Here is a 23380-nt window from a genome sequence, read left to right on the forward strand (position 1 = left end):
GAACTCGGTCGACCCGTTCTCATTCAGTCGATAAGGCGAAGCTCACCGGCGTCCTTCACCGCCGTGGGCACCGGCAGCGCTTCAGGCGGCCAGAGCGAGCGGGCCGCGCTTCATCTTGAGGGCGTCATAGCGAGCTGTGATGCCGAACCCGAGTACGAGGCTGATCGCAATCCCGATCACCGAAGCGGTGATCGCGGTCGTGAGCCCTGCGTCGGGGGCTGCGCCGAAGTAGAGGATAGAGCGGACACCGATGTAGATCTGATGCATCGGCTCGAATGTCGCGAGCCAGCGGAAGAATCCGGGTGTCGCCTCTAGAGGGATGGTGCCACCCGAGCTGGGGATGGCGAAGACCACCATGATGAACAGGTTGATCATCATGCCCGCGTTGCCCACGACGGCGACCACTGTCTGCGCGATCGAAGCGATCCCGAAGATTGCCAATGCGCTGAACCCGAAGAGTGGCCAGCCTTCGTCGATGGGCATTCCTGTGGCGCTGGCGATCAGGATGTATACCCCCGCAACCAACAGTGCGACTATCCCCATCAGGACCAGCTTGAGGGCGAAGGTACGTGTACGGCTGAATCCCCGCCACGGCGCCACGCTGTATCGCGGTCCGGCCTCCAGTGGCATCACTCCGAGGCGCGCGTCGATGATGGAGTTGGCGATGATCGTTCCTGAGAACCCGGCCAGCACGAGCACCAGGGCATAGAAGAATGCGGACAGCCCGCCGCCTGTCCCGTCGGGCAGGGGATTGTGGGCGACGATCTGGACGTCCAGCGGGTCGGCGAGCGCCTGGGATGCGGCTGCCGTGAGGGGCTCGGTGACACCGACGGTGGTTGCCGTCGATGCGGCGAGGCTCTGCAACTGCGTGCCGAGCGCTGCGCTGACCTCGCTCAGTGCCTCCCGGCCGAGTTGTGTCACGATCGACGCGGCGAATGCCCCGACGCGCGGATTCGTTTGCACCTGCACATACGGTTGTGCACCTTCGGTGGTGAAGGCCGCTCGGCCGAGACCCACGAAGTCCTCGCTCAGGGTCTCCGGGAGGAGAATCACCCCGTAGAGACTGCCGTTGTCCATCCGTGCGGTGGCTTCATCGAGGCTGAGCACGGAGATGTCGAACTTGTCTTCGTCCACATTCTCCAGGAGCGCGGATTGGATGTCATCGCCGATCGTGAGTTCTTCCCCGCTGGGAAGCGATGTCCCGGCGTCGGCGTTCACGATGGCGACGGGGAACTCGGAGATGTTCTCTGCGGAGTTGATCGTGCCGCCGAAGTAGGTGGCGGAGAGGGCTGCGCAGAACGCTGTGACGACGAGCACCGGCGCGAGCCACATCAGCCAGCGGGGGCGCGATCGACCGTGGCGGGCCGTCATGTCGGGGACTTGTGTGTCTTCAGTGCTCATTTTTTCCTAGGTGGGTTGGTGGGTGTGTTGAGTTGGTTCGGGTGAGCCGCATGTGCGGGGCGGCGATGGCATGGCAATCGCAATGCTCAAACTGTGGGAGTCGACGAAGGTGAGACAGGAAGTCCGCGACGCCCGGTCTACGATGCGGATAGTCGCTCCCGTCGTGTGAGTTCACGCGCGAGCGTGGAACTCACGGGTTGAGCGCCAACGGCCAACTCGTAAATTGGTATAACGACAACAGTGTTGTAGAAAAGGACTCAGGTGTCAAATTCTCACGAGCCCCCGGCTAATTCCCTCGAGCCAGGGAGCCGGGAGTGGTGGGCGGAGATGGCGGTTCCTGTTGCGAAGCGGGGTCGCCCGCCCATCGGTACCGACCGGATCACGTCGGCCGCCCTGGACCTTCTCGCCAGTGAGGCGACAGACGAGTACAGCATCCGGAACGTTGCTGCTCGCCTCGGAGCGAGCACTGCGACCCTGTATCGGAAGATCGGTGGGCGACCTGGCCTTGATGCTCTCGTTGTGGACGCTGTAATCGGCACGGCCCGTCAACAGGCGGAGGAGATGGACGCACCGGACTGGAAGGCGGGCCTCCGGGCGGGCGCGACGGCCACCTTCGACGCGCTTGCTCGGCACCCGCTCGCAGTGCCCCTTTTCGCGGCGACCGTGCCATCCGGCCCGAACGCCACAGCTATGCGCGAACGCAGTATCGGTCAACTCCTCGAGCACGGGTTCGCGCCGGAACTCGCGGCGCACACCTATACGAGCGTGGGACACCTCACGATCGGATTCGGGCTGCAGCTCCTCTATGCGCCCACGCAGTCCCTTGCGCGCCGCCACCTCCCGCCGGCGACTGCCAGGGTCGCGGAGCATCTCGACTCCAGTTTGCGGGAGGAGTTCCAGTTCGGCCTCCAGATGATGATCCAAGGAGTGGCGGCGTCGCAGCCCCGGGACGGCACCGCCCTTTAGAGCAAACTGTGGCGGGGTCGATCCGGCAGCTCAGAGGCCGGCGACCCGCGCTCGTTCCCGCTCGCTGGGAGGAGTCCGGGACGGAACATTCACGAGCTGCGACGGGTGGCTTCGAGTCCGCGCAGCATGAGCGCGAGGCCGAACTCGAACTCTTCGTGGAGCTCCGGAAGCCTGCCGGTGATCTTCGCCAGGTATGGGTAGCGGCCGCCTTCGAGTGCGATGAGCGCTTCGGGCGACGGCTGATCGTTGTCGGATTGCATGGCGATTCCGAGCGTGTACCGCGCGAGTGTCGCGACGGAGCTCGCGGCCGTTTCTACGGGGAAGTCGGCGCGCAGGAGCGCACGCGTGAGCCGCTCGCGCAGGGCGAAGGCGGCCGGCCCATCGGGGAAGGTGTCAGCGAGCAGGGATGCGGCGCGCCGATGCCTGGTCAGTGCGAGGAACGCACCCGTGAGTACCTCCCGGCAGACCTCGTCCCAGCTTCGACCGGTATCCTCGTCCTCTCCGACGTCCGGCACCTCCGCGAGCATCCGGTCGACGACCAGGCCGATGAGTTCCGCGCGACCGGAGACGTTTCGGTACAGCGTGGCGGTCCCCGAGGACATCTGCGTGGCCAGCGCACGCAGGGTGAGCGCGTCGCCGCCGTGCTCGTCGACGAACTCCAGCGCCGCCTCGATGATCCGCTCGCGCGGAATCGGGGGCCGGCCGGGCCGACGCGGGGGTGTCACAGTCATTCTCGGGCCCTCATCGTAGGTTCTTGTATCCACGGTAGCGGGGCCTTCCGGCGTGACGTCTCACGCCGCAATGGGCGCGGCGGGGAAGGCGGGTAGCGTCCGCCAGTCGGCGATCGCGGCGGGCGCGGGCGCGATCGCGGCGATGTACCCGTCGGGGCGTACGAGCAGCGCGGCGTCCTGCTGCAGCCCGTAGTAGCGACGGAATGCCTCATTCGCGCCGGAATCCAGTTCGACTACGCGCACCCCAGCGCCGGTCTCGGGCCACGCGACGGACTTCGCGGCCTTGGTGAACGGCGCGCCGATGGTGAGCACGGTGAAGTGCTTGCCGCGGAAGATGTCGAACAGGCTCGTTCGGTCGCCGGCGGCGGTGAGCACGGGGGAATCGGGCGCGCGATCGCCCGTGGCGAGGAGGTCGGTGCTTCCGGAGCTCGCGAGCGGTCCACCGCGGTAGCTCAGGCCGAGCTGCCTCTCTTCGTCGCCCCGCTTCATCGCTGCCAACGGCCTGTCTCCCATGTGGGCGTACAGATCGCTGGCAAGCCCGAGCACCCGGGCTGCGACCGGTTGACGCTCGGCCTCGTACGTATCGAGAAGTTCCTCGGGGGCTCCCGCGATGACCTGTCCCAGCTTCCACCCAAGGTTGTAGGCATCCTGGACGCCGGTGTTCAGGCCCTGCCCGCCGGTGGGCGGATGCACGTGTGCCGCATCCCCGGCCAGGAAGACCCTGCCCACCCGATAGCGCTCGGCGAGTCGGATGTTGGGCCGCCATACCGATGACCAGCGCACCTCCTCGACGCGCATCTTCGCGTTGCCGATCACCTCGCGCGCGAGACGCTCGATCGCCTCGGCCGACAGGTTCGCCGGGTCCTGGGGTCGCAGTCGGAGCATGAGCTGGAACACGTCGCCGGGCAGCGGGCAGAGGGCGACGAAGCGGCCGCTCTTGCGCGGCCAGATGTGCCACCGGTCGCGGCTCAGGCCCCTGACGACGACGTCCGCGACGATCATCCGGTCGCTCTCGTCGGTCGTGCCCCGGAAGGCGACCGCGAGTTGCTTCCGCACGGTGCTGCTGCCACCGTCCGCCCCGACGACGAAGCGTGCGCGGACGACCCGTTCCTGGCCGTCCTGTTCGACCGTCGCAGTGACGCCGTCGGCATCCTGCGCAAGCTCGACCAGCCGCGTGCCCTGTTCGACGGTGCCACCGAGCTGGGCGAGACGCTCCCGCAGGGAGGCGTCCGTCGCATATTGCGGCGCGAGGAGGGTATTCGCATGCGGCACGTCGGGCGTCGCCTGGTGCAGCTTGATCATCGTGCGCCGCAGCGTGATCGGACCGAGGTGGAGCCCCAGTGGTGGGTAGAGAATCGACCGCCCTTCAAGGGCGGGAAGCACACCGAGGTCGTCGAACACCTCCTGAGTTCGCGGCTGCACCGCCTTGGCGCGCGAACCGGCGAAACCCGTCGACGCGGCATCCAGAAGCCGGTACGACACCCCGCGCCGTGCGAGGTCGCACGCGAGCGTGAGCCCGACCGCTCCTGCACCGACGATCAGCACATCCACGTTCTCCGGCATTCGACCACCCCTCACCTGCAGGCGACAGTTCCTGCATACTTTTCGATACAGTGTATCCGATTTAGAATCTCACGGGAAAGATCCCTTTATCGGCTACGCTGTAGCGAATACTCTCGGACGCCATCGCTGCCGCACAACCATGGGAGGCACTGTGAATCGGACACTTCTGCGCGGAGCACGAGTGATCACGATGGCAGCCGGGAGCTCCGGTGCCGAAGAGGTCGACGTGCTCGTCGAGGGCGAGGAGATCGTGCAGGTCGGCCCCGGCCTCGTCGCCGCGGACGCGGAGATCGTGGACTGCTCCGAGCGGATCGTCATGCCGGGCCTGGTGAACGCCCACCTGCACACCTGGCAGACGGGGCTGCGCAGCATCGGGGCCGACTGGACGCTGTCGGAGTATCTCTCGAACATGCACGGCACCATCGCCGGCTTGTACCGCCCCGCCGACATGCGGATCAACGGGCTGGCGGGCGCCCTCAGCCTTCTCGCGGGAGGCACGACGACCGTCGGCGACTGGTGCCACGGCAGCGCGGACCCGGAACACTCCGACGCCGCGATCGAGGGCTTGAAGGACTCAGGTATCCGCGGTGTCTTCCTCCATGGCACCCCTTACCGTGCCATCCGGTCGGGTTCCCGATCCGAGCTCGACCGGCTCATCGACACCTGGCACTCGGACGTGATCACGATCGGGATGGCGATCCGCGGCCCCCAGCTCTCGCCGGGATGGCGAGCCGCCGACGACATGCGTGCGGCCGCCGAGCGGGGCATCGTGGCCTCGATGCATCAGAGCGGCGGCGTGCTCAAGCCCGCCTGGCGCGATGTGCGCGACGCGCGCCTGTTCGGCCCCCTGACGAACATCGCGCACGGCGCGGGCTTGGATGACGAGTGGCTCTCGTACCTGGTGGACGCCGGCGCGACGTTCACCACCACAACCGAGAACGAGCTCGGTCAGGGCCATGGCCGGCCGATCACCGCCCGCCTGCTGTCCTGGGGCACCGCACCGTCACTCGGCACGGACACGAGCGCCGTCGTCGGCGATGACCTCTTCAGCATCGCGCGCACAGCGTTGGCTATCCAGCGATCCGCGGACCACGAGCAGCACCGCCGCGACACCGGGATCTTCGCCCCGACCGCCACAGTCACGGCGCGACAGGCACTCGAATGGGCCACGGTGGAGGGGGCGCGCGCGCTCGGACTCGGCGACAGGGTCGGCCGCCTCGAGCCGGGACTGCAGGCGGACCTGATCGTGCTCGATGCCCGCGCCGCGAATCTGTGGCCGGCGCATGACGCGGTCGCCGCTGCCCTGCAGTCCAGCTTCGGGAACGTCGAATCGGTGATGGTCGCCGGGAAGTGGCGAAAGCGCGACCACCATCTCATCGGGATCGATGTGGACCGCGTCCGCGTCGACCTGCAGGCATCCGCCGACCGGATCCTGCGAGCATTCACCACGACCAATCCACTCGGCGCGCTCCGGAAGAAGATCGTCAATCGCGTCGGGCAGGCGAAGGCGCATGCCGAACTGCGCGTGCCTCGGGCTGACGAGGATGCATCGGGGAGTTGACCCATGAGCGGTGTCCGACTCTTGATCACCCGGATCGTCTCGCCCACGATCGGGGCAGCGCTTCTGCTCGCGGCGGCTGCGGGCGTCGGCATCTATCCGGCGGATGTCCTGCCGCCGGCCGGCGCGACCGTCGGCCTCGTCGCAGCGGCGGTGGCCCTCCTGTCGAGGGGAGTCGGGGATGCCGTCGGCGCGCGCGGGCCCGCGCTCCTCGGCGGCGCCGCGACCCTCGCCGCGATCGCCGGCGGCTGGCTTCTGCCGGAAGGCTGGCTCGCGTGGTCGGCGCTCGCGGGCGCGGGGGTGGGGTTCGCTGTGCCCCCGGTCGCCGGCCGACCGTCGACGCGATGGACGATGGGCAGCGCCACGACACCGCGCATCACTCTTCCTCTCCCCGTGCGCCCGCCGGTTGCCGCGGAAGTTCGACACCGGGTCGGCATCGTGTGCTCCCTCGCTGGCGGCGCCGTACTCGTGGTCGCCCTGGTCACGTCGATGGGAGTGCTGCGGTATCTCACGATCCTGCTCCTGGTCGCGGGGGTCGCGCTTCTCCTGGCCGGCGTACTCGTCTCGGTGCGGGCCCAGAACCCGTTGGCCGCTGCGGCGGTCTCGAGTGCCGTCCTCGTGCCGGGGCTCCTGGGATTCGGTGCCGCGTGCGCCGGTCTCACCGTCGGCAAAGACCTGCCTCCCGCGCTCGTTGTTCTGACCGCCGCACTCCTGTTCGCCGTTGTGTGCGCGACGTTCCTCCTCCGCCCACGCGGTAACGGCACCTTGGCTCGGCCGCGGTCACCCCGATATCGCGCCGCAACGCGCTCGTTCGACGCCGTCCGCCTCACCCCGGCTCGCGCAACCGTGATCGCCTCGCCCGATCAGGCACGGGCCGCCCTCGCGGGCGCGGTGGCCGCAGGACTCCCGGTGCGGATGCACGGCACGGGCCACAAGGCCGGCACGACGCGCGCGATGGGCGGGGCCGCGCTTCTCAAGGTGCGCATCCACGAACCGGTCACCGTCGACCCCGTCGCGCGCACGGCGCGGATCCCTGCCGGGACCACCTGGGGTGACGTGGTGGCTGCCATCACCCCCCACAAGCTGGGCGCCGCCCATGGTTCGTCCGGCCGGGTCGGTGCCGTGGGCTATCTGCTCGGCGGTGGATTGAGCGCCTACGCCCGCACGACCGGCATCGCAGCGAACAGCATCGAGTCGATCGAGGTGCTCCTCGCGGATGGCGAACAGGTCACCGCCGACCGATCCGCGCACAGCGACCTGTTCTGGGCGATCCGCGGAGGAGGCGGCGGGTTCGGCATCGTGACCGCGATCACCGTGCGCCTGTTCGATCTGACCCACGCGATGACAGGAACCATGATCTGGGACGGCGCGCACGCAGCGGACCTGCTGAACGCCTGGCACCAGTGGGCACGGTCGGCGCCGGACGCCATCACCACGTCCTTCCGACTCATGAGGATGCCGCCCCTCCCCGGCCTTCCCCCGGCGCTGACAAGACATCCGATCGTCGCGATCGACGGTTCCATCCCGGTGGCGACGGCCGGTTCGGCGAGAGAGGCGGAAGCACTGGTCGCCGAGCTGCGCAGCTCCCTCCGTCCCGTCGCGCCTCCGCGACGGGACACCTTCCGGCTCGCCTCACCGCTCGAGACCGCGTTCACCCACATGGATCCTCCGATCGCCGTCGCGCAGGTCACCGACTCGTTCATGATCACGGCGGAGGACCATGCCGCCGTCGAATGCTTCGGGGCCTTCGCAGATCTGGATGCCGTGGGGCTGGCCACTCTCGAACTGCGACATCTCGGCGCTGCGCTTGCCCGCCCTGTGCGGGATGGGGGCGCGGTTTCGAGCGTCTCCGGGGACTACTTCTATTGGGGACTCGGGCTGCCCAGCCGCCGCACGCCGAAGAGCCACGTCACCCGCAGCCTCGATGAGATCCGAACGGCGCTGGCACCGTGGCAGACAGGTTTCGTCATGCCGACGTACGCTCCCGAGCCCGGCATCCCACACCACCTCTTCGACTCGTCGACCCGCGCGCGCGTCGATGAGGTGCGCGCGACGTACGATCCCGACGGTCTCTTCTCCGGCGACGTCGCCTTCGGTGCCACCGACCGCAACTGATCGCTGCGACCGCGCGTTCCCGTCTGCGATCGAGGCTGCGAGCGCCTTCTGAAGGCGCGGCGCGGAGGGGTCTGCATCGGCGCTGACCGTGCTCTCGGACGACAACTCGGTCATTCGATCACTTTGTGTGGATTAGTGGCTACAACGTAGCGTAAACTCGGATCCTCAGAGACCCGCACGAAGGAGTGCCCCGTGACGACTCGCCATGAAGCCGTGCTCGCCCTTTCCGATGCTGATTCACGGTTTGTCGATGTCGACGGATCGGCATTGCACTTCAAGCGCGCCGGAAGTGGACCGACGGTGCTGCTCCTCCACGGATCAGGTTCGTCGCTGCACTGCTGGGAGCACGTGACGCCTCCACTCGCGCGCGCCGCGGACATGGTGAGCGTCGACCTCCCGGGCTTCGGCCTGAGTGCCCCTCCGGACGACCACGATTTCCATATCGCCGCGTTCAGCCGCCGCATCCGCTTGTTCGCCGCCGAGTTGGGGCTGCAGGACATTGTGCTGGTCGGTAACTCGCTCGGAGGCAACATCGCCTGGAATGTCGCGCTCGATGCGCCCGACCTCATCCGAGGCCTGGTCCTGATCAACGCGACCGGCTTCCCCGGCAAGTCTCTCCCGCTGCCGATGCGACTGGCTCGCCACCGCGTAGGTCGTCGCGTGCTCGGCCTCCTCAGCAACCGCAACGGCGTCGAGCGCAACCTGCGCGGGATCGTCGGCCCGGGTTCAGCCGCGGTGGTGACCCCGGACTTCGTCGATCGCGTCTTCGCGATGATGTCGATCCCTGGCAACCGCGACGCATTCATCGAGTTCTGCCGCGCAGATCAGCCCGATCGCACGGAGGCGCTCTCCGCGATCACGGCGCCGACGCTCGTCCTGCGCAGCGCCTCGATCGATGGTCAGCACTTCACCAGCCGTATCCCTAATGCGGTCGAGAGAGTTCATCCGGACACAGGGCACCTGATGCCGGATGAGGACCCGGCGTGGGTCGCCGCGGAGATCGCGGAGTTCCTCACCCGCCTCACCGCGGACGAACGGAGCAACGACTGATGGGCGGCCCAATCTTCTTCACGACAGCGGACGAATCTGTGCACCTCGACGACGCCACGCGCGCGGACATGCGCGGCTCGTACATCCGATGCGCCGACGGTGTCACGCACTACGAGCTCGCGGGCCCGGAGGAAGGACCCCTCGTGCTTCTGGCTGGGGGCCTGACGATCCCGCTGTACTACTGGGACGACTTCGCGGCGCAGCTGCACGCGCACGGATTCCGCACGCTCGCGTACAGCGGATTCGGTCGCGGATACTCGGATCGCGTGCGCGGGAGTTACGACGCGGACATGTTCGATCGCCAGCTTGCGGACCTGGTCGAGCGGCTGCAGCTCGCGCCCCGTCACGTCGTAGGCTCGTCGCTCGGCGCGGTCGTCGCGATGCGGTTCGCACTCCACCATCCGGAGCTCGAATCGCTGTCGATCATCGGTCCGGCGGGGCTCGCCCCGAAACCGATGCCGTTGACGCGGCTGCTCCGCCGCGCCCGTCTCGGGGCCTTCGTCGGACGGCATCTGGGGCCGCGCATGCTGCGCGCCCATATGGCGCACAATGTGCGCGCGGGCGTGGTTCGCGACCGCCTCACGAAGATGGTGTTGGACTGCTACCGCGTCGAAGGCTCCATGTACGCGCTGTGCGCGACCCTCGCAAGCTTCCCGCTGGCACGCCAACACGAGCTCTACCGCCGCGTCGGCGAGCTCGGCATCCCGATCGCCCTGCTCTGGGGCGACGACGACCAGGTCACCCCTGCCGCGCACCTCGCGCAGGCGCGCGGACTTCTCTCGCCTGCGGCGTGCGAGCTCCTCGAAGGATGTGGACACATGGTTCCCCTGGAACGCCCTGACGCGTCCGCACGCATCGTGGCGGAGTTCATGGGGAGAGAGGGATACCGGAACGAGGCGCACGAAGCGAGGAAGCGGCCCTGAGGGAGGAGAGCCCTGTTGACGAGTGCCCGCAGGGGGATCCCCCCCTCATAGGAGGCGCATAGCTTCCGCAGGGGTGGGTGCTGGGATTGGTTCCTACTGTCGTAGGCATGACCGAGACTGCCAGGAACCCCCGTCCCCGCAAGCGCACCATCGCGCGTCGACCGTCGACCTGGATCGCGGCATCCGTCGTCGTCCTCAGTGTCTCCCTCGCCGGTTGCGCAGCAGCGACAACCACCGAGAGCACCACGACGAGCACGAGCACGGAGTCGACCACATCGACGTCGACCAGCACCGCCGAGTCGTCGACATCCGGTGCCACCACGACCGCGGAGACTGTCGCGGACACGACCGCGGCGGCGGAGGCGTTCCTCGCGACGCTGACCGACGAGCAGCGTGAAGCGGTGCTGTACGCATACGACGATGAGACGAAGTCGACATCGTGGTCCAACTTCCCGGTGACGTTCGTCGACCGTGCCGGCCTGAACCTCGCCGACCTCACCGACGAGCAGAAGACCGCCGCCCTCGCCGTGCTCGAGGCGCTGCTCAACGACGAAGCGTACGACACCGCGGTGGCCATCATGGGCGGCGACCAATACCTGCTGGACTACAGCTCCACCACCGAGGACTCGCTCGGCCAGTACTACATCGCGTTCTTCGGCGACCCGTCCGAGACCAGCGCCTGGTCTCTGCAGTTCGGCGGCCACCACCTCGGCATCAACGCCGACCTCGACGGAGCCGCCGGGGAGATCACCTTCGCGCCCACGCACCTCGGCATGCAGCCGGCGGTCTACACCGATGCCGACGGCAACGAAGTGCAGACCTTCGACGCCATCTACACCGACGCGTTCGCGTTCTTCGACAGCCTCACCGCAGAGCAGCAGGCCACCCTGACGTCCGGTGAGGTCACGATGTGCGCGCCCGGTGACACGTGCGACTTCGACAGCGGATCGGGCCTCACCGGCGCCGACCTCACCGACGAGCAGAAGCAGCTGCTGCTCGCCCTCATCGCGAACTGGGCCGGAATGGCCGACGACGAGACGACCGCAGCCGAGCTGGCCGAGATCGAAGCCACTCTCGATGAGACCGTGATCGCCTGGTCCGGGGAGACGACCTACGACATGAGCACGGGCGACGGCATCTCGTTCTCGATCTCCGGCCCCAACGTCTACATCGCACTCCAAGCCCAGAACGGCTCCGCGGGCGCCGACGTGGAGGGCGTCAGCACCTCCGGATGGGGACACGTGCACTCCATCTACCGAGACCCCACCAACGACTACGCCGGCAGCGTCACCCAGGCCGCCGCGTCCGGCGGCACGGGCGCCGACCCAGGCGGCAACGCCCCCTGATCGGCCGGCCCCCGTCCGCACGAAAGTGCGCGCCGCGCCCGCCCGCATCGGTGGCGCCTCCCGACAACGCCCGTTTGCGGATCGACGCCGTTCGCTACGGAGCGAGGGCCGCCTCGACGTCGGACAATTCCACGTGCATCTGTTGGATCGCGTCGGGGGTGAATCGCCGCACCGACATGCTCAGGATCGCGTCGGCCTGAATCATGTCGACATCGAATGCTTGTCTGATCGCTGTGTTCGCGGACGCGGTGTTTTCCGCCGGCTGTCGCGAATGCACGGAGCAGCTCGCCTTGGTTTTCGGCGGCATGGAGCATGGCGACGATGATGTGGCGACGCGCCAACGCGTTCTCCCGATCGTCCATGACTCAACGTATCGCTCCTCCGCGATGCGGAGCCCTCAGCGAGCACTGCACGTTTAGGATGGCGAACGGACGCGCTGGGCGCCGAACGCGAGGTGCCCTTCACCGGGCAGTGCCCGTTTACGGATGCCTCACCGGATCGACCAGATAGGCGTCGAAGTAAGTTGGGCATGTCGACCGCCACGAGGCAACATCTACCTGAGATCTCAACGGCCGCTCGCTGATGCCGTGCGACGCGCGAAGTGGCTCAAGGTGCACCAGCAAGCGTCGTACCGCCGAGTTGAGCGGCGGGCGGTCCGTCTCTACCGCAATTACCCGGTCTTGCCCCATTTCCTCCGGCTGCGCTCGAGGATCGCGTAGCCGCCTGACATCTTCATGCGCCATGTCGCCATCTCGATACTGACTTGGTATCGGTTGGCCACGACGAGCGGTGCAATGCCCTTGATGACCGCGATTTTGGCCTTCTCCTGCGGTACGAGAAGCGCACCCGCAAGCTCTTCCGCTTCCTTCTCCTGCGCCTTCGACGTGCCACCGCAACTGCTGTCGGCTCCCGTCCATGCGGGGGACGGATCGTGCTCGGCCTCGAAGTGCGCGACCTCATGGGTGAGATCCGAACGAATTCGCTCGCCGCTTCGTTCGGGGTTGTAGATCACCAGGCTCCGCCGACCATCGCGCAGGAGCGCCGCCGACCATACATGAGGCTTCTCTTCGAGGAAGCGGCGCATAGCGGCTTCGTCTGCGGTGAAGTCCCGCAGCGAGATGAACGGAATGCCGTTCTCGTCCGACCAATGGAACGGATCGAAGGGCACGTCCTCCGAGAGGTCGTAGTCCTTCCTCACCTCCTTGGCGAGTCGGCCGAGAGCGGCTTTGTTCATGACTTAGCTCGACTTCCTCGTGGAGCGGAAGTAGTCGATCCCCGACTGCAAGATCGACTCCAGATGCTGTTTGTCTTGTTCGTCGAGATCGCTTCGCGCGCGCAGCAGCGCATTAATCGACGAGCCAAGTTCTGGCTCATCTCGAGTCGCAAGCTCGTGGGCGTCGACCATGAACTGATCAGCCGGGATGCGCAACCAACGCACGATGCGCGCAAAGGCGTCGAGGTCGGGTCGCTGATCGTTTCGAAGTCTGGTGAGTAGTGATGGGCTGACGCCGATCTGGCCGGCCGCCTGTCGCCACGAGATCTCGTCCGCTTTGACTCGAGTTTCGAGTGCGCTGGCGAGGCCGGTGACGTCGATGACTGTGTCTGGCATGAGGCTCCCAATCTTCGGGATCGTCGTGCGATCCGTAGTTCAAGCGTAACCCGTCAGCGACGAGATGTTGTGCAACTGAAACACTGTGTTAGTCTTGAGTCACTGTTTTGCTACTAGAACACTTCAGGAGGAAGTCATGGCAAAGAACACCGGCGAGGGATACCGACAGGGCGCAGTGACTGGTCGCTCGCAGTCGTACAACCCGACGACCAAGACGCACACGAAGCGCGACACCTCCACGGGCCGCTTCATGGACAGCAAGAGCGACGGCACGCCTTTCAAGGGCGTTCGACGAGAGGACTAAGGCATGGAGATCGGACTCGGGGCGTTCATCAAGTTCGCCAACGCCACCCCGCGGGCTCGTCCCCGCCTGGCGCGCCAGATCGCGGAGCAGTCTCGCAGTGACTACGACCCTGCGACGGACTTCTGGCGTCCCATGCGGCAGGCGATCCACCGCGACCGGAAGACGACTCGCGATGGTGAGGCGCTGCGTCAGGTCGCGCAGGCGGCTTCTGATCGTCGTCGTCCGAGCTTCGAGGAGATCAGCGTTCGCTGGGACGGTGTCGCGCCGCGCTGGAACGGCGCCGGCCACATCCCGTCGCACGCCGCGCGCATCGAGATCGGCGGTCTGCACGTGCGCGTGAACCCGCTCTTCTCCGAGCAGTGGACCGATGGGCATGCTGAGTCCGCCTACGTCTGGTTCAACAAGGAGGAGCTCCGCGACGACACGCTCGCGGGAGTTCGCCACCTGCTGACGCGGGACGGCCACGAGGCACACCTCGAGCCCGTCTTCATCGACGTGCGGCGTACCCTGGCGGCCGCCGCAACGCCGACCGAAGGCATCGACGAGTGGCTCGAAGACCTCGGCGCGGAGTTCCGCGGCCTGGCTGCGTAGGAGGCTGATCGTGGAAGAAGCGAAGAGTCGCACGACCGGTGTTGTATGGGATGCCGAGCAGTTCGCCGCCCTCAGTACGGGCGAGCGAGACTCCCTGCGCGATTCGCTGGTCTGCACGGCCTGCGGGGCCGATGCCTACTACATTCGCGAGGCGCGCAATGGACGCCGCGCATGCTTCGGCGCTCGCCCGCACCGTGCGGACTGCGAGCTGGCATCGTTTGTCACTGACGACGGTGGCGGCGCGCCGCTGGACGAGGTCGACGAGCTCATCAACGCGGGCGACATCTTTCGGATCGACCCGAACCGTGGGCGCACCATCCGGCATGTCCGCAACGATCCGTCCGCTCCCGACTCGACTGGCGGATCGGCCGTTCGGTACGCCCGGCGCGGGCGTGGCAACGTGCGCCAGTCTTCTATGGGGCTCGGCCGACTGCTGCGCCAGCTCGTGCTTCGCGAGCCCTTCCGGCGCAGTCAGACGCTGTTGATCATGTCCGACGACAGCCGTCAGACGGTGCGATCCGGCTGCGTGCACCTGTCAGAGATCGAAGAGAAGCACAGGAACCGCCTCCGCGTGTACTGGGGGACCATCCGCTTCCCCAGGCCGAAGGATGATGGTGGTGCGTGGTTGAACACAGGGTGGGGCTCGCCGACGATCGTCATCAACGCCGAAGAGCTCGCTGCCGTCCTGGAGCGTTCTGGGCTCGAAGAGCTCGATGATCTGTCGGGCTCCTTCTTCGCCATCATGGGTCGGCTCCGTGAGACGGCCAACGGAAAACAATAGTTCTTCGTCAACGAAGACGTCGACTGGATGGCTGTGCGTCCGTTCGTCCAGGATGAGACGCTGAACTAGTCCGATTCGATCGCGTCCCGGAGCTCCCGGCCTCAGTTTGCGATTCAATCCGAGACGGCGGCGATCGAGCGCGTCGTGAAGTGTCTCTTGACCGCGTCGATGTCTCTCGTCCGAGTGGGCGTATCGAGGCCCGCACTATCAAGGAGCGGCAGGTTGTCGCATCGGGCCGAGGAAGCTCTCGCCATGCATTGCCCGGTTTGAACGCTCGGATTCCCCCAGCGGATCGCACCTTCGGTGTACGCCTCGGGTAAAACGATGATGCGGGGCGTTCGCGCAGATAGCGTGAGTTGCAATTGGCCCCCCTGGTCGTGGCTGGCGCTGACCGCATTGTGGCCCCAAGGGAGACGACTAATGCGCATCGTTTCGTATCGGCAGGGTTCAGGGCGACCGACACAGGTGGCCCGTGGAAATCTGAACGAGCTGGTAATGCTCATGGAGGCGGCGGTCGCACTGGCGAACGTTGAACGCTGGGTACAAGAATCCGTGTCGGCGGCTGCTCGCGCGAAAGCAGGATCGACAATCCTCACTGACGCGATCAAGAACGCAGGCAAGCGTGATTCCTACGAGGTGTCCGTGGTGGACGGCTTCATGCGACTGGGTGCGGTCAGCTTCGCTGCGCACGGCTCCGAAGCAGTGTGGGAGCGGAGCTTCCCCACGGGCAAGAAGGGGCGACCGCTATCCGTCGATGTGTGCCTCTTCAACGCGAAGCGTAACGAGGAAGCTCGTGTCGAGTTCGGGGTTTACACACTCGCGAAGCTGCGCAGCGATGCGAAGAAGCTGGCACTGGACCTGTCTGCGGCGGAACCTCACAAGGTTTCGAATTTCGTCATGCTGTGGCGAACACGAGAAGGGGGTAGTGGTGACCAGCACGACTTGGCGGGACACGTGCATTAGGGATGCGAAGGCTGCGTCCACGCCCACCCACGAGGTGAAGATGGAAGTCGCGTCAGAACAGGACATGTTCGTTGCTGGAAGTGCAGACCGGCGCAAGGTGCAGGTGGCGCTATTCTCCGTCATTGCCTTGAATCAGAACAGCGGTGCTGACCCGGCCCCCGACAACACGATCGATCTCCCACTCTGAATAGCGCCACCATCCTGAGGACGGCCAAACTCGGTCCGGCGGCGTATCACCGGAAGCATGAGTGAGCCAACCACGCACTAGCTCGATCGCTGCCCCACTGGAGGCCCGAGACGCCCCGCTAACGCGCGATGCCCGTTCAGGGATCGGAAGGGGCTGGGACTCCTGCTCGCGGTGAATCAGTCCGATCCGGGGTTGTGCATGAACTCGATACGAATGCCGTTGTCGTCCTCGACGAAGGATGCGTAATAGTGATCGTTGAAGCGCGGATACAGCTTCGGCGCTCGGATCACCGCCCACCCGGCATCCACAGCGATCGTGTGCAGCCGGTCGACCTCGTCTCGCGAACCGACCGCGAAGGCCAGGTGTTGCCATCCGATATGACCGTGTCGATGTGGGCCGGCGTGGGGCTCGCGTGCCTGGCGCACGATGAACTCCGTCTCGCCGTCCGCGTACCAGGAGGCGCCGTCGTCGGCGTCGGTGCGTTCCAGCCCCAGCGCGGTGAGGATCGGATCGTACTGAGCGATGGCGCGGGCGACGTCGTCGACACTCACGCCGAGATGATCAAAGAGGGGCACCCCCGCAGTCTCTCGCGAACTGCGGGCTTGGACTTGGCGTGGCGGCTGCCCCGACAAGGATCGGCGCTCTGCGCCTCGTACGCCAGGTGCCCGTCAGCCCACCTACTGCGACAGCCACGTCCCGAGAGGGAGCTCGAGGACAACACCGTTGAGCGTCGCGAAGGTGACGAGTTCTCCGATCGCGGCGACATTGATCACGACTGTGCCCCAGAACGTCCGGCGGAACGACCGTTTGCGGGTTTTGTGGCGGAACAGCTGCTGCGCGATGAGCGCGCCGGGCCTGCCGCCGAAGAGCCCGAGCATGAGGAGCGTCTGCTCAGAGATTCGCTGCCGACCTCCGCGCGCCGCGGCCTTGTCGATCCCGTATGCCGCGAAGGCGACAACGCTCATGACGACATACAGCGCTGGCATCCACCAGGGAAGGTCGAGCACGGCGAAAGCGACCGCGAGTACGACCACGAAGGCCATCAATGCAGTCCAACTCAGCGCCGCCGGCAGCGGTCGCGACAAATCGCGGGGGCGATCGGTGGCTGGGCGCAATCGGTCGTATCCGGTCGTCACTCGCCGATCCTAAGCGTCGAGTCGTCGACCGGCGGTGAGGACCGGCCGCGCTCCTCGAGCGCAAACTACGCCCCGCCAGCGTGCACCGCCCGGTTAGGGGACCAACCCGGGTGCGTGTCCACGCTCCGATTGACGGCCGGTGAGCTCGCCGCCCTTGACGCCCGCGCAGCGCGAGAACACAAGTCGCGGTCCGAGCTGATCCGCGAGGCGATCGCCGCGTACGCGGCGTGAACATCCACGACACCGCTCTCAAACGGGTATGGCTCGATAGCGGGACCGGCTAGGCGCATCGATCCTCTTGCGGTCGTGGCGGCTGCGGCGTCGGGGCGGGAGGTCGAGCATCTGTGATCGCGCCTTCACGGCGTGACTGACGAGTTCGTTGCCACTGTCGAACAGCAGGATGACGGTCTCGACCAGTCGCCCTTGTGTGTCGAATCCGAGTCGCAACTGGCGAGCGAGCGGTGGGGGTCAGGAGGTCCAGAAGTCCCGGTGCGGGATGGCTGCTTCGGACTCCAGTAGCGGCCCGCGCACGTCGACGCCGGTGGTCCCCGCCGCGAACACGGTGCGACAGGGGAGGGCGAGCGTCGGGTTCTCGGGATGGGAGCCGGTCAGCTCGAACAGGGCCGTCTCGGCGAGGCCGTACGCGACCCGGCCGATGCCCGCCCAGTAGATGGCTCCCGAGCACATCGCGCACGGTTCGCACGATGTGTAAAGCGTGTAGGAACGGCGCTCACTCTCGGGCACCGCCTGGCAGGTCATGCGCACGAGGTTGGTCTCGGCGTGATTCGTCACATCGTTGCCGGTCGTAACCGTGTTCTCCGCTTCGAGCACAACCTCGCCGTCGGGACCGATAAGGATCGCGCCGAAAGGGTGGTTGCCGTTCGCGCGCGCCCGAGCGGAGACCTCGATCGCCAGCCGGATGTAGTCCTCGTCAGTGCGTGCGGTCATGCGTGTGCCTCTCTGCGGATGGGAGTGCGAGCCGGCAGCGGGCCTAAGCGAGACTGGCCGTCGCAACCGCGATGACGGCAACGGCGATCACCGAGCTAGCATCCACCTGGCAATTCTCCCACCGGCGCGTCCTGCTGACCGGGCCACACGCGGCCCCTCCTCACCCGGGCAGTGCCCGCAAGGGGATCGTCCCGGAGCTCACGCTCACGGATAGTGTCGAGCCGTGAGCGAACACAAGAGATCGATCATGGCTTGGACGATCACCGGCATCGTGATCGCAGCAGGCGTGGGCGTACTGATCGCTGGGTTGCTGACACCGGTCACGTTCGGCTGGTTCGCCTATCAGCCTCTCGCCGACGCGACGTTCGTTCCCGATGCCGGGGGCGTGTTCCTGTCACAGATCGCGATCATCGGATGGGTCATCCTGACGATCGGCCTCCTCACGGTCGCCTTTCTCGTCGGCCGGCATACTGCGCGAGCGCGCTCCAATCGGCCCGACTCCGAATCCGCGAGTTGAGGGCGAACACCTGGACGGCATCCCCCCGCGCAGTGCCCGCGAGTCGAGCGATCGCCGTACGGTGCGCGTGACCATTTCCCGCAGTTCGGTCTTGTGCCACTATTCGTAAAGATCGGTCCTTCACTGGGGAAGAGGAGCGGATGTCAAACCTCGTCGCCACTCGAACAGCAACGGAACTCGTGTTCGTTGTCCACGACACTGACGCCGGGCTCCCGGCGCGCGAGTTCCTTGCGATCATCGAGAGCATCAACTTCGCGATCGAGTTCAGCGGTCATCTTGCCGAGGTCGCAGCCCCGCCTGCTCAACCAACCCGCTGGGAAGGGGACAAGCAGCTGGCGGATCACGTCCGCATTCGCCGATTGCGATATGGGAGCCCCATTGAGATCGTCCTGGATCTTCAGCCGTTGATGAACTTCCTGACGAACGGCGGCTGGTTGGTGTTTCTGGGCCTGGTCACCAAGGTGTTTTCACAAGGCGCGACCGGTTGGAAGACACTCGAGGAGGCCATCGAGCTCCGCCGCAAGAGCAAGTCGATCAGGGCCAAGAACAAGCGACTGGAAGATCGCAGGTCTCCGTCGGCGACGCGGGATGCTCGGCTGAGCCTCGCCCAGGCTGAGGCCGAGCAGGCGCGTGCGATGAGCGCCTTCATCACACCATTGATCGAAGAGGCCGTGGCGCGCGTCGCGAGCCAGCAAGATCCATTACCGGTCAACTCTTCGCCGGGAGCGCAGTTCGTGCGGCACCGCGACCGCGAAACCCTCAAGGAACGTCTGGCGGCGGAAGCCGCCAGTCTGATACTCCGCGATCGCGACACCGCAGAGTTCGCAACAGCCGTCCTTCATGGCATGGCGGTTGATGTCGCGGTGGAGTGACTCCTTCGCACCGCAGCGCGGGGCCCTGGCCCCCTCACTCGATCAGCGCGGCGACCTTCTGCGCAGTCTCCTTCGCTGATCCGGGGTTCTGTCCGGTGACGAGTTTGCCGTCGGTGATGGCGTAGGAGACGAATGGGAGCCCGGCCTTCTCGTACAGGGCGCCGCGAGCCTTCATCTCCGCTTCGGCGTTGTAGGGGACGAGCCTGTCGACGCGGGCGAGCACCTCTTCCTGCCACGCGAACCCGGTGACTCGTCGACCTGCGACGAGGAGGCTGCCGTCCGAGAGCCTGGTGTTTAGCAGCCCGCAGTAACCGTGGCAGACGGAGGCCACGACTCCGCCGTTCTCCCAGATCTCGCGGGTGAGGCGCTGTAGGTCGGCGCTGTCGGGCAAGTCGTACATCACGGCGTGTCCGCCGGTGAAGTAGATCGCGTCGTAATCCGCGGGGTCGATGTCGCCGGCGCGGGCGGTCGTCTCGAGCAGCGCCATGCGGGCCGGGTCGCGGTGCCAGGCCTTGGCGGACTTGTCGTAGTTGGGGAACTTCAGCGACCGCGGCTCCAACGGTGACGGCCCGCCGAGGGGACTGACGATGGTCTGCTCGAAGCCGTGCTGCTCGAACACCTCCCAGGCGTGGGTGAGCTCAGACAGCCACAGACCGGTGGGGTGACGCGACGGGTCGTCGTACTGGCCGACGTTGGTGACGACGTTCAAGACGCGGGTCATGGCGAGCTCCGAATCGGGTTGGCGAGGAATGGATGCAGATGCCGGCGCTCGGCGTTCAGACGCTCGCGACGGTGGAGGCGAGCGCGCGCACGGCGGCGAACGACCCGCGGACGCGATCGGCGACCACGTCGGGGGAGTCGGCGGCGAGCTTTCCGTCGAGGTGGAGGAACGCGAGTCCGTGGGCGAGCGCCCACAGCGCCGTGGCAAGCGCAGTCGGATCGGTGTCGGGGTAGAGGTCGCGAAGCGACTGCTCGAGGAGGGTGTGGAGGTCGCCCGCGGCGAGCACGCGTTCGTCGTTGCGGTCGTCGCACTCCTGTCCGAACATGAGGCGGAACACCGCCGGATGCTCGAGCGCGAAGCCGACGTAAGCGACGGCGAACCCGATCAGATCGGCCTCGGATGCTGCCCGCCGACCTCCAGGAGAGAGCCGTTCGCGAAGGTCGCGGAAGCCGCGCACCGCGAGGGCTGACTCGAGCGCATCCCGGTCGGCGAAGTGCCGGTACGGCGCGGACTGCGACACATTCGCGCGGCGCGCGACGGCACGCAGCGAGAACGGCTCACCTGCCTCGAGCATCTCGGTCGCAGCATCCATCAATGCCGTCGTCAGATCGCCGTGGTGATATGCGTCGCGGGTCATCGACAGGGGCTGTTCCGTGTCCATGCTGACTCCAATGTGTTCACTGCTCACATTGGATGCTAGAGTGCGATGTGTTCAGTGTCAACATGAGAGGGAGCGGTGTCGGCATGCAGACGATCCTCGGAGCCGGCGGCCAGATCGGAACGGAACTGGCGCGAGAACTTCACGACCGGTACACGACCCGGCTGCGACTGGTCAGCCGCCACCCGAAGCGGCTCCACGACACCGACGAGGTGGTCGCGGCGAGCCTGCTGGATGCCGAGCAGACGGATGCTGCCGTCTCAGGCAGCGACATCGTCTACCTCACCGTGGGCCTGCCCCCGAACGCGAAGATGTGGGCGGAGCAGTTGCCGGTGATGATGCGGAACACGATCGACGCGTGCGAGAGGCACGGCGCCAAGCTCGTGTTCTTCGACAACACCTACATGTATCCGATGACCGGTGAGCCGCTCACCGAGGACACGCCGTTCGATCCGCGTGGTCCCAAGGCGAAGACTCGGGCCCTGGTGACCACCATGCTGCTCGAGGCCATGTCTGCCGGGCGGGTCGAAGCTGTCATCTGCCGGGCGCCGGAGTTCTACGGAACCGGCAAGACCCAGAGCTTCACCAACACACTGTTCCTCGACCCGATTCAGAAGGGTGAGAAGCCGCGCGTCCCGCTCCGCGACGACACCCTCCGCACGCTGATCTGGACACCGGATGCCAGCAGGGCGATGGCGCTCCTCGGCAACACTCCATCGGCCTACGGGCAGACGTGGCACCTGCCGTGCGACTCGCCCCTCACCTACAGGCAGCTCGCCGGAGTCGCGTCCGGCGTCTGGGGCAAAGAGGTCCGTTACACGGTCATGCCGAAGATCGCCTTCCAGGCAGCCGGTCTCTTCGACCGAGGCGCGCGGGGGATTCTCGAGCTGCTTCCGCGGTACGCGCACGACAGCATCTTCGTGACCGATAAGTTCGCGCACGCCTTTCCCGATTTCCGGGTCACGACCTACCGTGAAGGCATCCAATCGATCCACGACGCTCATGCCACGCCCTGACCGCTGACAGGCACGACCGTCGCCTGATCCCGGTGGCCGTAGGCTCCGACTGTGGGTGTGCCGTCCGATCTGCTTCCGTCGCTTGTGGGCGTTGCCGTGCTCACTGTCATCGGCGTGACGGTGCTGATCGTGTTCCGCGTGCCCGATCCGAGCGCACCGGCGTGGGCGATCCTGCGTGGCGCGGTGCAACTGGCAGCGATCAGCTTCGTGCTGTCGGGCATCATCTCCAACCCGTTCTGGATCGCGGCTGCGCTTGCGGTGATGTTCGTCGTCGCATCCACGGTGGCGGCTCACCGCGTGGGCTGGTCGTGGACCGTACTCGCCCAGACCGGACTAGCGATACTCGCGGGCGCAGCGACGACGATGCTGGTCGTGTTCGGGACGGGAGCTCTGGAACTCACCGCACGGTTCGCGCTCGCGATCGGCGCCATCATCATCGGCAACGCGATGAGCGTCGCGACGTTGACCGGCCGCAACTTCACGACGGCGGTCGTGGATCATTGGGACGAGGTCGAGGGCTGGCTGGCGGTGGGCGCAACACCGCGGCAATCGACGGTGCATCTGGCACGGCGGGCCATCCGTGATGCGCTCGTGCCCAGCATCGACCAGACGAAGACGACGGGCCTTGTCGTGCTCCCCGGGGCATTCGTCGGCGCGATCTTCGGCGGTCTCTCGCCCCTCGAGGCCGGACGTTTTCAGATCGTCGTGCTCGCCGGCATCCTCGCCACCGGCACATCACCGCATCGCTGATCGCCCACGCCATGGGCTCAGTCACGGTCAAACCCACGATCAGCCGCTGAAGACGGCCGGGGCGCCATGCGTCATGCGCTCCACGGGCGACGTCGGGGCAACCAACCCCGGACGTGGCGTCGATACGTCCGGTACTCGTCACCGTAGGACTGCTCCAGTGTCGGCTCTTCGTAAGCGCGCACGAACAGCAGCACGGCGGCGAACGCGATCGCGGCGTAGGCGAGCGTTGCGAGGCTTCCGAACAGCAGCGCCTGCCCGAGGATGATCGCGAGCACCGCGAGGTACATCGGGTTGCGCACGAAACGGTACGGCCCGGCGATGACCAGATGCGCCGTGGGAATCGGCGGCGCGGGAGTGCCATCGGCCCGCGCAAAGCGGATGAACGCGTCCAGCAGCACGAGCACCCCGCTCAGGATGCAGAACCCTGCCACGATTGCGACCACCCACAGGGCCGGACCTGTCCAGGGGATGTGCCATCGCGTGATCAGCCACGGAATCAGGCCGGCCACGATTCCGGGGGCGAGGGCGAGGAAGACAATCGTTCCTGCCCACGCGCGCACCCGGATGCGGTTCACGCTTCGACGGTACTCCGACGTTCCTCTCCGACCCAGGAGGGTCAAGGCATCGACCCCCTCCAGGGTGGTTCGATGCGGGCCGCCCGCGGTCGACGCTGG

The 23380-nt window shown here is 66.6% G+C and carries 27 protein-coding genes; 15 read left to right on the top strand and 12 right to left on the bottom strand.

Features of this window, described 5'->3' with window-relative positions:
- Nucleotides 1-81: 81 nt before the first annotated feature.
- Nucleotides 82-1401, bottom strand: coding sequence for a YhgE/Pip domain-containing protein (locus OAW74_RS04275; protein WP_262873089.1), 1320 nt, complete (start codon nt 1399-1401; stop codon nt 82-84).
- 561 nt (nt 1402-1962) lie between these two features.
- Between OAW74_RS04275 and OAW74_RS04280 the strand changes: the two genes are divergently transcribed.
- Nucleotides 1963-2367 (top strand): TetR/AcrR family transcriptional regulator C-terminal domain-containing protein, encoded by a 405-nt coding sequence (locus OAW74_RS04280; RefSeq protein WP_262873090.1) that lies wholly within the window; start codon nt 1963-1965, stop codon nt 2365-2367.
- 89 nt (nt 2368-2456) lie between these two features.
- Here the strand turns inward: OAW74_RS04280 and OAW74_RS04285 are convergent, their stop codons facing one another.
- A complete protein-coding gene (locus tag OAW74_RS04285) occupies nt 2457-3098 on the bottom strand; it encodes a TetR/AcrR family transcriptional regulator (protein ID WP_262873091.1) in 642 nt (213 codons plus the stop codon).
- 60 nt (nt 3099-3158) lie between these two features.
- Nucleotides 3159-4661, bottom strand: coding sequence for an FAD-dependent monooxygenase (locus tag OAW74_RS04290; RefSeq protein ID WP_262873092.1), 1503 nt, complete (start codon nt 4659-4661; stop codon nt 3159-3161).
- 139 nt (nt 4662-4800) lie between these two features.
- Here OAW74_RS04290 and OAW74_RS04295 point away from each other — a divergent pair, with 139 nt between their 5' ends.
- From OAW74_RS04295 to OAW74_RS04315, 5 genes are all read left to right on the top strand, one after another.
- A complete protein-coding gene (locus OAW74_RS04295) occupies nt 4801-6222 on the top strand; it encodes an amidohydrolase family protein (protein ID WP_262873093.1) in 1422 nt (473 codons plus the stop codon).
- 348 nt (nt 6223-6570) lie between these two features.
- Complete coding sequence (locus OAW74_RS04300; protein ID WP_262873094.1) at nt 6571-8334, top strand: FAD-binding oxidoreductase; 1764 nt, start codon at nt 6571-6573, stop codon at nt 8332-8334.
- Nucleotides 8335-8526: 192 nt separating this feature from the next.
- Entirely contained in the window at nt 8527-9384 is an 858-nt protein-coding gene (locus tag OAW74_RS04305; protein ID WP_262873095.1) for an alpha/beta fold hydrolase, read from the top strand.
- Nucleotides 9384-10307, top strand: a complete 924-nt coding sequence (locus OAW74_RS04310; protein ID WP_262873096.1) for an alpha/beta fold hydrolase — start codon at nt 9384-9386, stop codon at nt 10305-10307. The genes OAW74_RS04305 and OAW74_RS04310 overlap by 1 nt, the downstream gene beginning before the upstream one ends.
- A 107-nt stretch (nt 10308-10414) precedes the next feature.
- Complete coding sequence (locus OAW74_RS04315) at nt 10415-11653, top strand: DUF3500 domain-containing protein (RefSeq protein ID WP_262873097.1); 1239 nt, start codon at nt 10415-10417, stop codon at nt 11651-11653.
- Between the two features lie 94 nt (nt 11654-11747).
- Here OAW74_RS04315 and OAW74_RS04320 read toward each other — a convergent pair whose 3' ends face one another.
- The 3 genes from OAW74_RS04320 to OAW74_RS04330 form a co-directional block, all read right to left on the bottom strand.
- A complete protein-coding gene (locus tag OAW74_RS04320; RefSeq protein WP_262873098.1) occupies nt 11748-11960 on the bottom strand; it encodes a hypothetical protein in 213 nt (70 codons plus the stop codon).
- Nucleotides 11961-12323: 363 nt separating this feature from the next.
- Nucleotides 12324-12887, bottom strand: a complete 564-nt coding sequence (locus tag OAW74_RS04325; protein WP_262873099.1) for an ImmA/IrrE family metallo-endopeptidase — start codon at nt 12885-12887, stop codon at nt 12324-12326.
- A gap of 3 nt (nt 12888-12890) precedes the next feature.
- Nucleotides 12891-13262, bottom strand: coding sequence for a transcriptional regulator (locus OAW74_RS04330; protein ID WP_262873100.1), 372 nt, complete (start codon nt 13260-13262; stop codon nt 12891-12893).
- A 136-nt stretch (nt 13263-13398) separates the two neighbouring features.
- On the opposite strand from OAW74_RS04330, the gene OAW74_RS04335 reads away from it, so the two are divergent.
- The 4 genes from OAW74_RS04335 to OAW74_RS04350 all read left to right on the top strand — a co-directional run bounded on the left by OAW74_RS04335 (nt 13399) and on the right by OAW74_RS04350 (nt 15901).
- Entirely contained in the window at nt 13399-13566 is a 168-nt protein-coding gene (locus OAW74_RS04335; RefSeq protein WP_262873101.1) for a hypothetical protein, read from the top strand.
- A 3-nt stretch (nt 13567-13569) separates the two neighbouring features.
- Nucleotides 13570-14157 (top strand): hypothetical protein, encoded by a 588-nt coding sequence (locus OAW74_RS04340; RefSeq protein WP_262873102.1) that lies wholly within the window; start codon nt 13570-13572, stop codon nt 14155-14157.
- A gap of 10 nt (nt 14158-14167) precedes the next feature.
- Nucleotides 14168-14938, top strand: a complete 771-nt coding sequence (locus tag OAW74_RS04345) for a hypothetical protein (protein WP_262873103.1) — start codon at nt 14168-14170, stop codon at nt 14936-14938.
- Nucleotides 14939-15358: 420 nt separating this feature from the next.
- Complete coding sequence (locus OAW74_RS04350; RefSeq protein ID WP_262873104.1) at nt 15359-15901, top strand: hypothetical protein; 543 nt, start codon at nt 15359-15361, stop codon at nt 15899-15901.
- 363 nt (nt 15902-16264) lie between these two features.
- On the opposite strand, the gene OAW74_RS04355 is transcribed toward OAW74_RS04350, so the two are convergent.
- A complete protein-coding gene (locus OAW74_RS04355) occupies nt 16265-16663 on the bottom strand; it encodes a VOC family protein (protein WP_262873105.1) in 399 nt (132 codons plus the stop codon).
- A gap of 102 nt (nt 16664-16765) precedes the next feature.
- Complete coding sequence (locus OAW74_RS04360; RefSeq protein WP_262873106.1) at nt 16766-17224, bottom strand: DUF1294 domain-containing protein; 459 nt, start codon at nt 17222-17224, stop codon at nt 16766-16768.
- A gap of 114 nt (nt 17225-17338) precedes the next feature.
- Between OAW74_RS04360 and OAW74_RS04365 the strand changes: the two genes are divergently transcribed.
- On the top strand, nt 17339-17455 hold the full coding sequence (locus OAW74_RS04365) for a ribbon-helix-helix protein, CopG family (RefSeq protein ID WP_262873107.1): 117 nt from the start codon (nt 17339-17341) through the stop codon (nt 17453-17455).
- Nucleotides 17456-17692: 237 nt separating this feature from the next.
- Here the strand turns inward: OAW74_RS04365 and OAW74_RS04375 are convergent, their stop codons facing one another.
- Nucleotides 17693-18172 (bottom strand): nucleoside deaminase, encoded by a 480-nt coding sequence (locus OAW74_RS04375; protein WP_262873108.1) that lies wholly within the window; start codon nt 18170-18172, stop codon nt 17693-17695.
- A 223-nt stretch (nt 18173-18395) separates the two neighbouring features.
- On the opposite strand from OAW74_RS04375, the gene OAW74_RS04380 reads away from it, so the two are divergent.
- A complete protein-coding gene (locus OAW74_RS04380) occupies nt 18396-18689 on the top strand; it encodes a hypothetical protein (protein WP_262873109.1) in 294 nt (97 codons plus the stop codon).
- Nucleotides 18690-18829: 140 nt separating this feature from the next.
- Entirely contained in the window at nt 18830-19561 is a 732-nt protein-coding gene (locus tag OAW74_RS04385) for a hypothetical protein (protein WP_262873110.1), read from the top strand.
- 34 nt (nt 19562-19595) lie between these two features.
- Here OAW74_RS04385 and OAW74_RS04390 read toward each other — a convergent pair whose 3' ends face one another.
- Both OAW74_RS04390 and OAW74_RS04395 read right to left on the bottom strand, forming a co-directional pair.
- Entirely contained in the window at nt 19596-20282 is a 687-nt protein-coding gene (locus OAW74_RS04390; protein ID WP_262873111.1) for a type 1 glutamine amidotransferase domain-containing protein, read from the bottom strand.
- 55 nt (nt 20283-20337) lie between these two features.
- Nucleotides 20338-20919: a TetR/AcrR family transcriptional regulator gene (locus tag OAW74_RS04395; protein ID WP_262873112.1), complete on the bottom strand. Its 582-nt coding sequence runs from the start codon at nt 20917-20919 to the stop codon at nt 20338-20340.
- A gap of 86 nt (nt 20920-21005) precedes the next feature.
- Between OAW74_RS04395 and OAW74_RS04400 the strand changes: the two genes are divergently transcribed.
- Complete coding sequence (locus OAW74_RS04400; RefSeq protein WP_262873113.1) at nt 21006-21956, top strand: NAD-dependent epimerase/dehydratase family protein; 951 nt, start codon at nt 21006-21008, stop codon at nt 21954-21956.
- 129 nt (nt 21957-22085) lie between these two features.
- Nucleotides 22086-22706, top strand: coding sequence for an ABC transporter permease (locus OAW74_RS04405; RefSeq protein ID WP_316250204.1), 621 nt, complete (start codon nt 22086-22088; stop codon nt 22704-22706).
- Between the two features lie 71 nt (nt 22707-22777).
- Here OAW74_RS04405 and OAW74_RS04410 read toward each other — a convergent pair whose 3' ends face one another.
- Nucleotides 22778-23281 carry a methyltransferase family protein gene (locus OAW74_RS04410; RefSeq protein ID WP_262873114.1) on the bottom strand — a complete coding sequence of 168 codons (504 nt, stop codon included), beginning with the start codon at nt 23279-23281 and terminating at the stop codon, nt 22778-22780.
- Nucleotides 23282-23380: the final 99 nt, after the last annotated feature.

The organism is Microbacterium fluvii (assembly GCF_025515205.1).
GTDB classification, from domain to species: domain Bacteria; phylum Actinomycetota; class Actinomycetes; order Actinomycetales; family Microbacteriaceae; genus Microbacterium; species Microbacterium fluvii.

Coding starts and splice junctions, on each gene's coding strand:
- OAW74_RS04385 (WP_262873110.1), top strand. CDS start 18,830: ATGTCAAACCTCGTCGCCACTCGAACAGCAACGGAACTCGTGTTCGTT.
- OAW74_RS04350 (WP_262873104.1), top strand. CDS start 15,359: ATGCGCATCGTTTCGTATCGGCAGGGTTCAGGGCGACCGACACAGGTG.
- OAW74_RS04375 (WP_262873108.1), bottom strand. CDS start 18,172: ATGACCGCACGCACTGACGAGGACTACATCCGGCTGGCGATCGAGGTC.
- OAW74_RS04300 (WP_262873094.1), top strand. CDS start 6,571: ATGGGCAGCGCCACGACACCGCGCATCACTCTTCCTCTCCCCGTGCGC.
- OAW74_RS04330 (WP_262873100.1), bottom strand. CDS start 13,262: ATGCCAGACACAGTCATCGACGTCACCGGCCTCGCCAGCGCACTCGAA.
- OAW74_RS04390 (WP_262873111.1), bottom strand. CDS start 20,282: ATGACCCGCGTCTTGAACGTCGTCACCAACGTCGGCCAGTACGACGAC.
- OAW74_RS04315 (WP_262873097.1), top strand. CDS start 10,415: ATGACCGAGACTGCCAGGAACCCCCGTCCCCGCAAGCGCACCATCGCG.
- OAW74_RS04290 (WP_262873092.1), bottom strand. CDS start 4,661: ATGCCGGAGAACGTGGATGTGCTGATCGTCGGTGCAGGAGCGGTCGGG.
- OAW74_RS04280 (WP_262873090.1), top strand. CDS start 1,963: ATGGACGCACCGGACTGGAAGGCGGGCCTCCGGGCGGGCGCGACGGCC.
- OAW74_RS04320 (WP_262873098.1), bottom strand. CDS start 11,960: ATGCCGCCGAAAACCAAGGCGAGCTGCTCCGTGCATTCGCGACAGCCG.
- OAW74_RS04310 (WP_262873096.1), top strand. CDS start 9,384: ATGGGCGGCCCAATCTTCTTCACGACAGCGGACGAATCTGTGCACCTC.
- OAW74_RS04275 (WP_262873089.1), bottom strand. CDS start 1,401: ATGAGCACTGAAGACACACAAGTCCCCGACATGACGGCCCGCCACGGT.
- OAW74_RS04325 (WP_262873099.1), bottom strand. CDS start 12,887: ATGAACAAAGCCGCTCTCGGCCGACTCGCCAAGGAGGTGAGGAAGGAC.
- OAW74_RS04285 (WP_262873091.1), bottom strand. CDS start 3,098: ATGACTGTGACACCCCCGCGTCGGCCCGGCCGGCCCCCGATTCCGCGC.
- OAW74_RS04395 (WP_262873112.1), bottom strand. CDS start 20,919: ATGACCCGCGACGCATATCACCACGGCGATCTGACGACGGCATTGATG.
- OAW74_RS04335 (WP_262873101.1), top strand. CDS start 13,399: ATGGCAAAGAACACCGGCGAGGGATACCGACAGGGCGCAGTGACTGGT.
- OAW74_RS04295 (WP_262873093.1), top strand. CDS start 4,801: ATGGGAGGCACTGTGAATCGGACACTTCTGCGCGGAGCACGAGTGATC.
- OAW74_RS04400 (WP_262873113.1), top strand. CDS start 21,006: ATGAGAGGGAGCGGTGTCGGCATGCAGACGATCCTCGGAGCCGGCGGC.
- OAW74_RS04340 (WP_262873102.1), top strand. CDS start 13,570: ATGGAGATCGGACTCGGGGCGTTCATCAAGTTCGCCAACGCCACCCCG.